An 8,872-nucleotide genomic window follows, 5' to 3' on the forward strand; every position below is an offset into this window, starting at 1 on the left:
GACGCCGTACGCGTTCATCTGCAAGCAGTGGACATCCGAACCCGAGCGGTTCAAGGTGGACCCGATCCATCTAATGCCGGGACTGAACACCTAGAAAAGCGCAAACACCCCGTCGGGCAAACCCGCTGTACGTGTTCATGCCGTCCAGGATGACGCAATCTCTGCGATCTGAAATGTTGTTCAGACCTTACTTAGATCAGCGAACGCGCATAGGCAGCCGATCTATTGCAGTCGCCATATTCGGTCTGGAAGAGCGCGCGCTTGCAGGTCAAGGACCGGCACGCCAACGCAAAGGGCAATCCTGGCGATCGCCCTTTGCTCTTCTCACAGTAGCCGCTCAAGCGAGCCCCCCCCCGTTACCTGCGCCGGCCACCCCTCAAATTCCTGAGGTTCTCCTTCGTGTCTGCCTCGAAGTTGTCTGCAATAGACACGGGGATGGTCTGCTTGCCTAGCGGCACCCCGCCCGCGTCTTCCAGATTCTGGCGGATGTCGCCATTGTCTCTCTCCTTGTCCAATTGCACTTCTTCGTAATGTAAGCCCGCCATCACAGGAACCTTCAGCATGTCAGTGGATGTACTAATGGTTCCGCCTACTACATAGCCTTTCGCAAAAGCGCCGACTTTCTCTTTCCTGGTTGCGCCTTTGGTTGCCCCCTCGATAGCACCCTCCGTTGCTCCTTCGTTAGCAGCCTTCGTTGCTCCTTCGGTCGTGACTTTGCCCGCTCCCTCAGCAGCGCCTTTGGTCGCACTCTCGCTCGCTGCTTTGGCGGCACCCAACGCGACTCCCTTGGCGGCCCCCTTGGCTGCGATCCTGGCGCTCGGCCCACCGACTGCACCAACGACCGCTCCAGCCATGTTGATTCCGGCGAGTTTCCACGCAAGCGACATGTCGCCGCCTTGCAGTGCCGTATCGAGCACCTGTGCGGCCTGCGCTTCGCCCTCCAGTGCCACCGCTGCTGCATCGGCAAACTCGCCGATGACGGGGATGCCGTTCAGTGCACTCAGTCCGATCGAGGCCCAGTCCAGAATCTTGCTGTCCCATTTGAGGAACTCATGCAGCCCCTTGCCGACGGTGCCGATGTCCTTCTTTTTCTTCTTGATGTCAGGTTGATCGGCTTTGCCCATCAACATGTCGTCGACAGCCTTCTTCTGCTCGGGCGATGTGGCCGCGTGGGTCGGCGCCTTATCCACAGTCTTGTTGGCCGCCGTCATGTGCTCGTAGAACTGCTGGAAATCCTTGTCGCTGATCTTGCCCGAGTCGACGACATGGCCACCGCCAAAGAAGCTATGCGGCTTCTTGTAGCCGGTGATCGAGTTGTTCAACAATCCGAACAGCAGCGGGTCAGCCAATAGCTGTTTGGCGGCGTCGCGCACGGCGGGGTCGGCTTTATCGTCCTTGACGATCGTGTCGAGCTTGTCGCGGGTCACCTCTTTGCCGTCGCCGAAGAACGCATCCTGGTGGCTGTTGACGGTGTCGAGCGTCTTCAGTTCGGGGGCTGTAAGGTGCATCTGCGATGCGGATTTCTGCAGGAAATCCGGGGTGCTCATGGAGCCCGAATCTCCCGCCAGCGCCGTCCACTGATCCGGATGCTCACGGAAATACTGTGCGGCGGCAATGACCTGCGGCGGACACTTTTGGGTATTGCTGTTGCCTTCGACCAGTTGCCTGAATGCGTCCTGGTTCAGGTCCTTCGGCAGATAGTCCGAGTAGCGATAGAACTCACGCATTGCGTCGCTTTCGGTCATGACTGTCGGTTGAGCCTTGTCCGGGCTGTCCGACGCCACGTAGTTCTGCGTGTAGCCTTTTGCTTGCTTGGTGGCGTACTCCGCCACCTGCGAGTGACCGGCCGAGAACTTGCTGAGGTCACCGGACTTGATCTTGCCACCGCATTTGCCATCGCCCTGCGAGCCGATCGCAAAGAACAGCCGTGGATCGTTCTGCAGTTCCGTCAATGCCTTCTTCAGATCCGGCGGTGTCGCTGGATCGTTGATCTTCGCATCGAGATCGGCCCACGCCAGCGGCATCTTGTCCTTGTGGCGATCGAGCGTGGTGACGATCTCCAATTCGTTCTGGGTGAGCGTGCCGCCGTCCCACGTGACCGAAGAGCCGTCGACCGGTGGCGGCAGGTCGCGTCCCTTCATTTTTTCTGGGTTGTATGTCGCGTTCTTGCCCCCCATGGCAGTGACCTGTGGATGACGATCGGCAAAATCGTACAGGTTGTCCGCAATCAACGTGCCATTGCACTTACCCTGATCGTCGTGATGGTGCTTGCCGTGCCCTTGGGACGCCATGGCGAAGAACAGACCGGGATCCTGTTGTAGGCCTTGCAGCGCCTTCTTCATGTCGGGTGGTGTGGCGGGATCGTTGATCTTTTCGTCGAGCTTGCCGAATTCGATCGGCGTCATGTCGCGATGCTGATTGAGCGTGGAAACGATCTCCAGCTGAGATTGCGTCAGGGTACCACCGTCCCATGTGACCGTTGAGCCTTGTGCCTGCGGCGGTGGCGTGTCTCCCTTGATATTCTTGGGATTGAATTCAGCGTTTTTCCCGCCCAGATCGGTCACCTGTTGATGGTGATCCGCAAAGTCCCAAAGATCTTGAGCTTTGATCTTGCCGCCGCATTTTCCGTCGCCCTGCGAGCCGATGGCAAAGAACAGACGTGGGTCTTTTTGCAGGCCTTGCAGTGCACTCTTCAAGTCCGGAGGCGTGGATGGGTCGTTGATCTTGTCGTCGAGCTTTGAAAACTCAAGGGGCATCTTGTCCTTGTGCTGATTGAGCGTCGAGACAATCTGAAGCTCCGATGCGGTGAGCGTACCGCCATCCCATGTAACCGATGACCCATCAACCGCGGGCGGTAGCGTGGATCCCTTGACGTCCTTAGCGTCGAACCCTGTCGAAGGCGTGGGCCAAGACGTGCGTTTCTCGATCGGCTGACAGGCTTGAATATCATCAGCTGAGGGCGCGAGCGTTCCGGGCTGGTCAACGGTCGGATCATCGCTTGGAAGATTGCCGTATGCAACGGCTATCATGCGGTAGATCTGCTGCAAGAAAAGATTATCCATCCACGACAAGAAATCGGAATCGGTCATGCCAGAGTCGGATCCGAGCGGCTCCAGAGAGGATGGGTCATCCGTTATAGGGAGAATCAGACCTGCGCTGCTCCCGGTCGAAAGCGTGTTGAGCGACATGTAGGCGACCTCGCATTGACAAAGCATTGGCAACGCCGCTGATCTGACGAAATGCACATGCCATTACAGCGACATGCCTCAGGCGGCGAGTACAAATGTTCGCCACTGCCAAGGCGGGATGCATGCTCAGATGAACTATTTTGGCGAAAAAAGCGCAGTAACCTGCGTGTGGACGCCAAGCTATAGCCGGATCCGAGCAGAGTTATGATGTATTTCTATACAGCCCTCTTCGCCGTCACGAATTCATATTTGGAAGACGACGCGCATCATGAACAAATGCCATCAACTCAAGGTAGGTTGTCGAACACATCAAATGAGACCGCGAACTCCCCGAGGATGAAGACAAGTCATTGAGTACGGAGAAAAGAACCTTATCCGTATGAACAATCAGTCTCGGAGGAGCTTTGGCAAGGAATGAACGCCGGCAGCGAGCTCTAGCCCGGGCTGGCGATCCATTTGATCGTATGGGTATCTGCCCTTTCAAGCCTGGGTTCCTTGTGTCCTCAAGCTGTCTAAGAAGCCAGCCCAAGCTTGCATCATTGCGACACGTTCCTGCAGGTACTCAGCTTGGTTATAGCTTGCTCTGACTTTGTTTCGCTCAGCATGCGCAAGCTGGCGCTAGATGACATCTGCGCGGAATCCCATCTCATTCAACAATGTCGAAGCAGTCGCACGAAAGCCATGTGCTGAGAACCCGATGCTTCCCTTGCCATTGAATCCCATCCGTTCGAGTGCGCGATTCAATGTCGTCGCTGTCATGGACTCTTTTGGCCTTCTGTAGTTTGGAAACAGCAGTCCGCGCCCACCCGTGTAAGTCTGCAACTCCCTCAATAATTCGATCGCCTGCTTAGACAGCGGCACAATGTGCGGCTCGCGCATCTTCATGCGTTCGGCTGGGATCCGCCACATCGCCTGATCGAGACTAAATTCCTGCCAACGCGCGTTGCGCAACTCAACGGTGCGGACGAAGGTCAGCAACATAAGACGCAGGGCAATCACTGTGGTGCGGTAGCCGCCGTACTTCTCCAGCGCAGTGCCAAACTGCGAAATCTGCTCACGCGACAGAGGCCTGTGGTGCTCGACCTTGGGTCGATGGATTGCACCTCTCAACGCGGCAGCAGGATCGACATCAGCCCGAAGCGTCGACACTGCGTAACGAAAGATCGCTGAAGACCACTGTCTCACCAGCAGCGCGACCGTGGCGGCCCCTCGCTGCTCTATGCGTTTGATGATTGCGAGCAGGTGCGCCGCTGTGACGGCACGTATTGGCAGTCTGCCGATATGAGGGAAGACATCCGCTGTGAGGAAATTTTCGACCTGGCGTTGATAGTACGGCGTCCAGCTTCCGGACTTCTTCGAAATCCACTCGTTGGCAATTGCCTCAAACGTATTGGCATTTGCCGCCTGGTTGGACAGGCGTTCGGCCTGGCGGCTGTGGGCTGGATGGAGGGCCTGCTTTACCAGCGCCCGCGCCTTGTCATGCTCAGTCCGGGCAGCAGCCAGCGACATCTTCGGGTACTCGCCCATGGCGTAGACGTTTTCCTTGCCTCCGATCCGGTATCGATAGCGCCACAGCTTGGTGCCGGTGGGGCGCACCTCAAGGTACAGGCCCCCACTGTCAGCCAGCTTGACCGGCTTAGGGCCAGCCTCTGCGGTTCGTATTTTTGCATCGGTCAGCATGTGCGGGTATCGGCGTCTTGATACCCGCAACGATACCCGCAAATTCGCCGGATTACGATGGACATAGCCAGACGACAATGGATCTTGGAAGCCCAGGAATCCCTATCTATCAATGCTTCTGCGGACTTCCCTGGACCCCACTTTACTTACATGCTAGTTATCAAGCATCAGGAGCATGGCAAAGGACTCATTGCGCGATCAGGAAGACCGCATAAATGTTTTCGGTATAGGTAATGATGCCGGTCAGCAGACTTTCGCCAATGCCCTGTGCACCCGCGCTTGGAGCGGGCGGCGGCGGTGGAGATGCCGGAGACACCATCGAGCCCGGCCTTGGCGCGTTGGGGGCCGACCAGGTGCCTGCTTCGACGCCGTAGGCGAAGCTGGGGGCGACATCGGAAATGCTGTAGATCCCACCAAGGCGCACGCCATAGGCGGCGGCGAGCCCTTGGGCCGATTCGCGCGACTGCGTGGCAGCTTCACGCTTGAGCTCAGCGCGCAATGCGGCGGCATCACCGTAGGCGGTCTGCATGGACAGCACCTGCACGGACTCAGTGGCGTCCAAGCCGCCGAGAAAGGCACGTACATCCTTCAACGCGGTGAAGGTGCCGCGGATCTTGCGCTCTACCCTGGTCCCTTCGAAGACGGACTTGCCTGCCTCGTAACGCGATTGCGGGGCAATCGTCAGCGCGGATGCATAAAGCGAATCTTTGAGTACGTGATTTCGCTGCAATCCATCCAGAACAACCCGTGCACGGTCTTCAACGAACTTGCGCGCCAGATCCGGCTGCGGATCGGTCTTGCTGACCTTGAGGTCAATGATGAAGCGATCCGGATCCACGGTGCGGAACGCCTGACCTTTCACCAGCAAATGCGGCTGCGATGGCAAGGTATTGATCTGCGCTGCGCCCACGGCGGGCAGGATCAGGGCAGTGGCAAGCGTCCAAGCGATGATCTTTTTCATTGTCGTCTTCCTTGATGTCTAGTCATGGCCCTGCACGGCAGGATCGTGCAGCAGAGCTGCAACATCCGCACATAGGCGATCCACCGCTTCGGGCGTAGTGGCCCACGACGTCACGAAGCGGATCACGTGGCTGCCGTCGGTGCGCACTTCCCAGCGCTCGAAGTCGTAGCGTTGTGCCAACTGCGCAGCGTGTTGCGCGCTGACGGCGATGAACTGTTGATTGGTTGGCGAGTCGCTGGTGAAGTGCGCGCCGGCCGCGAGCAGGCCGGCGCGCAGGCGTCGCGCCATGGCGTTGGCGTGCGCGGCCAGTTCGAAGAACAAGCCGTCTTCGAACAACGCTGCGAATTGCGAACCGAGCACCATACCCTTGGCCAGCAATGCGCCACGCTGTTTGATCAGGTAACGCAGATCGGCCTGCAATGTGGAGTTGACGATGACCAAGGCTTCGCCGAGCAGCGCGCCATTCTTGGTGCCGCCGATGTAGAACGCATCGGTCAGTGCGGCAATGGTGGGCAGATCCAGATCGTTGCCGTCGGCGGTCAGCGCGGCACCCAGCCGCGCCCCGTCCAGGTACAGCAGCAGATCGTTTGCGCCGCAGAATCGCGACAGCGCGTCGAGTTCGGCATACGTGTAGATGGTGCCGCTTTCGGTGCTGTTGGAAATATAGACCAGGCGCGGTTGCACCATGTGCTCGTTGCTGTGCACCTCCAGCACCGGCTGGATCAATGCCGGGGTCAACTTGTCGTGCGGCGCGGGCACGGTGAGTACCTTGTGGCCGGTGGCTTCGATGGCGCCGGTTTCATGCGTGGCGATGTGCCCGGCCTCCACTGCAATCACCGCCTGGTGCGGGCGCAGGAACGCGCTGATGGCAATCAGGTTGGTCTGCGTGCCACCGACCAACAGATGCACATCCGCGTGCGGTTGCGCGACGGCAGTGCGTATCAACTCTTCAGTACGTGCGCTCAGCCGATCGGTGCCGTAACCAGCATGTTGCTCGGCGCTGGCCTGCGCCAACGCCTGCAGCAGACGCGGATGCGCGCCTTCGCTGTAGTCGTTGCGGAAACTGATGCGCGCTCCACTACCCTGCCCGTCCATCACAGGCCCTTGGCCGCCTGGGCGACTGCGCGGAACAGTGCGCGGCCCTTGTTCATCGTCTCCTGCCATTCCAGATCGGGGTCGGAGTCGTAGACCACGCCGCCGCCGGCCTGCACATATAGATAGCCGTCCTGGATTACCGCGGTGCGGATGGCGATGGCGGTGTCGGCATCGCCGTGCCAGCCGATGTAACCGACCGCGCCGGAGTACACGTTGCGCTTGACCGGCTCCAGCTCGCGGATGATTTCCAGCGCGCGAATTTTGGGCGCGCCGCTGACGGTGCCGGCCGGGAACGTGGCGCGCAGCACGTCGCTGTAATTCAGGCCGGCCTTGAGCGTGCCGGTGACCTCGCTGACGATATGCATGACGTGGCTATAGCGTTCGATCACGAACTGCTCGCCGACCTTCACTGTGCCGGGTTCGGCGACGCGACCCACATCGTTGCGACCCAGATCGATCAGCATCACGTGCTCGGCGCGCTCTTTGGGATCGGCCAGCAATTCGGCTTCCAGTGCCTTGTCCAGCTCCGGCGTAGCACCGCGCGGGCGGGTGCCGGCGATCGGGCGCACGGTCACCACGCCATCGCGCAGGCGCGCCAGGATTTCCGGCGAGGAGCCGACCACCTGGGTGTCGCCGACGTCGAGAAAATACATGTACGGCGAGGGATTCAACGCACGCAGCGCGCGATACACATCCACCGGGCGCGCGCGGAACGGCACGCGCAGCCGCTGCGACGGCACCACCTGGAAGATGTCACCGGCGCGCACGTATTCCTGCGCCTTGCGCACCACGGCGTGGTACTCCTCGCGGGTAAACGAGGAGTGGAAGTCCGACTCGTCGATCGCATCGGAAATCTGCGCCTGCGGATACCCGGCGCCGCCCTGACGCAGCCGGTGCGCCAGTTCGTCCAGACGCCGGTTGGCGCGCACATAGGCCTGCGGCTGGCGCGGGTCGGCGTGCACGATCAGGTATAGCCGATCCTTGAGGTTGTCGAACACCGCCAGCTCTTCGGAGAGCATCAGCAGGATGTCCGGCGTGCCCAGCTCATCGGGTTTGTCGCCGCTGCCCAGGCGCGGTTCGATGTACTGGATGCACTCGAAGCCGAACCAGCCGACCAGGCCGCCGGTGAAACCGGGCAGGCCATCGAGTTGCGGCACCGAATGCTCGGCGCGCAAGGCATCGACTTCGGCCAGCGGGTCGGCGACCTCACGGGTCTCGATGACTTCGCCGTGCTCGCTGACTTCCAGCGTGTGGCCGCGGAAGCTGTACACGCGCCGCGCCGGCAGGCCGATGATGGAGTAGCGCCCGAAGCGCTCACCGCCTTCGACCGATTCGAACAGGTAGGTGTAGGCGCCGTCGGCGAGTTTGAGATAGACCGAGAGCGGTGTGTCCAGGTCGGACAGCACTTCGCGGACAACGGGGATACGGGTGTGACCTTCAGCGGCCTGGCGCTGGAACTGCTCTGCAGTGATCAAGACGACTTTCCTTCCGGGACTCTGTGGCGGGGCGGACGACGGCAACGGGCCACCATCGCCACCAGCGGCGAGCGGAAGAGAAGGAGCGTGGGGTCGTCAGGCGGGACACGCGGATACTGTAGCGCAAGTGTCGGTCCAGGGCAGCAGGCCGGGGCCAAAGCGGTGCGAATTGCGAAGGCGGGCTGGGGTTGGTCTTGCGCATTGGTTGATGTCAGACGCGGGCAGCGTGCGTCGGGGTGTGGGTGTGGTGCGCTGTAGGAGCGGTTTGCTTTGGAGCGTAGGTCGTGGTGGCGGCGCCAATGTCGGCGCAGGGACCCTCACCCCAACCCCTCTCCCGGCGGGAGAGGGGCTTAGCAGGCTGCTGAAATACCTCTCAGCGCGTAGACTACTTGAGTCGGAACATCCCCCACTACCATGCGTGGCGTAGACGTCTTCAGCGAGCAGTTGTTCACGGTCAAGCGGCTGGAAGAGTT

The 8,872-nt window shown here is 60.2% G+C and carries 5 protein-coding genes; all 5 read right to left on the reverse strand.

The features are described from left to right. Positions 1 to 356 precede the first annotated feature (356 nt). Positions 357 to 3,188: an HrpF/NolX family T3SS translocon protein gene (locus XarbCFBP7408_RS21315; RefSeq protein WP_104564629.1), complete on the reverse strand. Its 2,832-nt coding sequence runs from the start codon at positions 3,186 to 3,188 to the stop codon at positions 357 to 359. A 618-nt stretch (positions 3,189 to 3,806) separates the two neighbouring features. Then, positions 3,807 to 4,868, reverse strand: coding sequence for a tyrosine-type recombinase/integrase (locus XarbCFBP7408_RS21320; RefSeq protein WP_219820289.1), 1,062 nt, complete (start codon positions 4,866 to 4,868; stop codon positions 3,807 to 3,809). Between the two features lie 187 nt (positions 4,869 to 5,055). Beyond that, on the reverse strand, positions 5,056 to 5,829 hold the full coding sequence (locus tag XarbCFBP7408_RS21325) for an SIMPL domain-containing protein (RefSeq protein WP_104564626.1): 774 nt from the start codon (positions 5,827 to 5,829) through the stop codon (positions 5,056 to 5,058). A gap of 18 nt (positions 5,830 to 5,847) precedes the next feature. Then, positions 5,848 to 6,924: a threonine aldolase family protein gene (locus XarbCFBP7408_RS21330; RefSeq protein WP_104564627.1), complete on the reverse strand. Its 1,077-nt coding sequence runs from the start codon at positions 6,922 to 6,924 to the stop codon at positions 5,848 to 5,850. Continuing rightward, positions 6,924 to 8,399, reverse strand: coding sequence for an anthranilate synthase component I (trpE, locus tag XarbCFBP7408_RS21335; RefSeq protein WP_104564628.1), 1,476 nt, complete (start codon positions 8,397 to 8,399; stop codon positions 6,924 to 6,926). Before trpE ends, XarbCFBP7408_RS21330 begins: the two co-directional genes overlap by 1 nt. Positions 8,400 to 8,872: the final 473 nt, after the last annotated feature.

This window comes from Xanthomonas arboricola pv. guizotiae (genome assembly GCF_002940205.1).
GTDB lineage: Bacteria > Pseudomonadota > Gammaproteobacteria > Xanthomonadales > Xanthomonadaceae > Xanthomonas > Xanthomonas arboricola_C.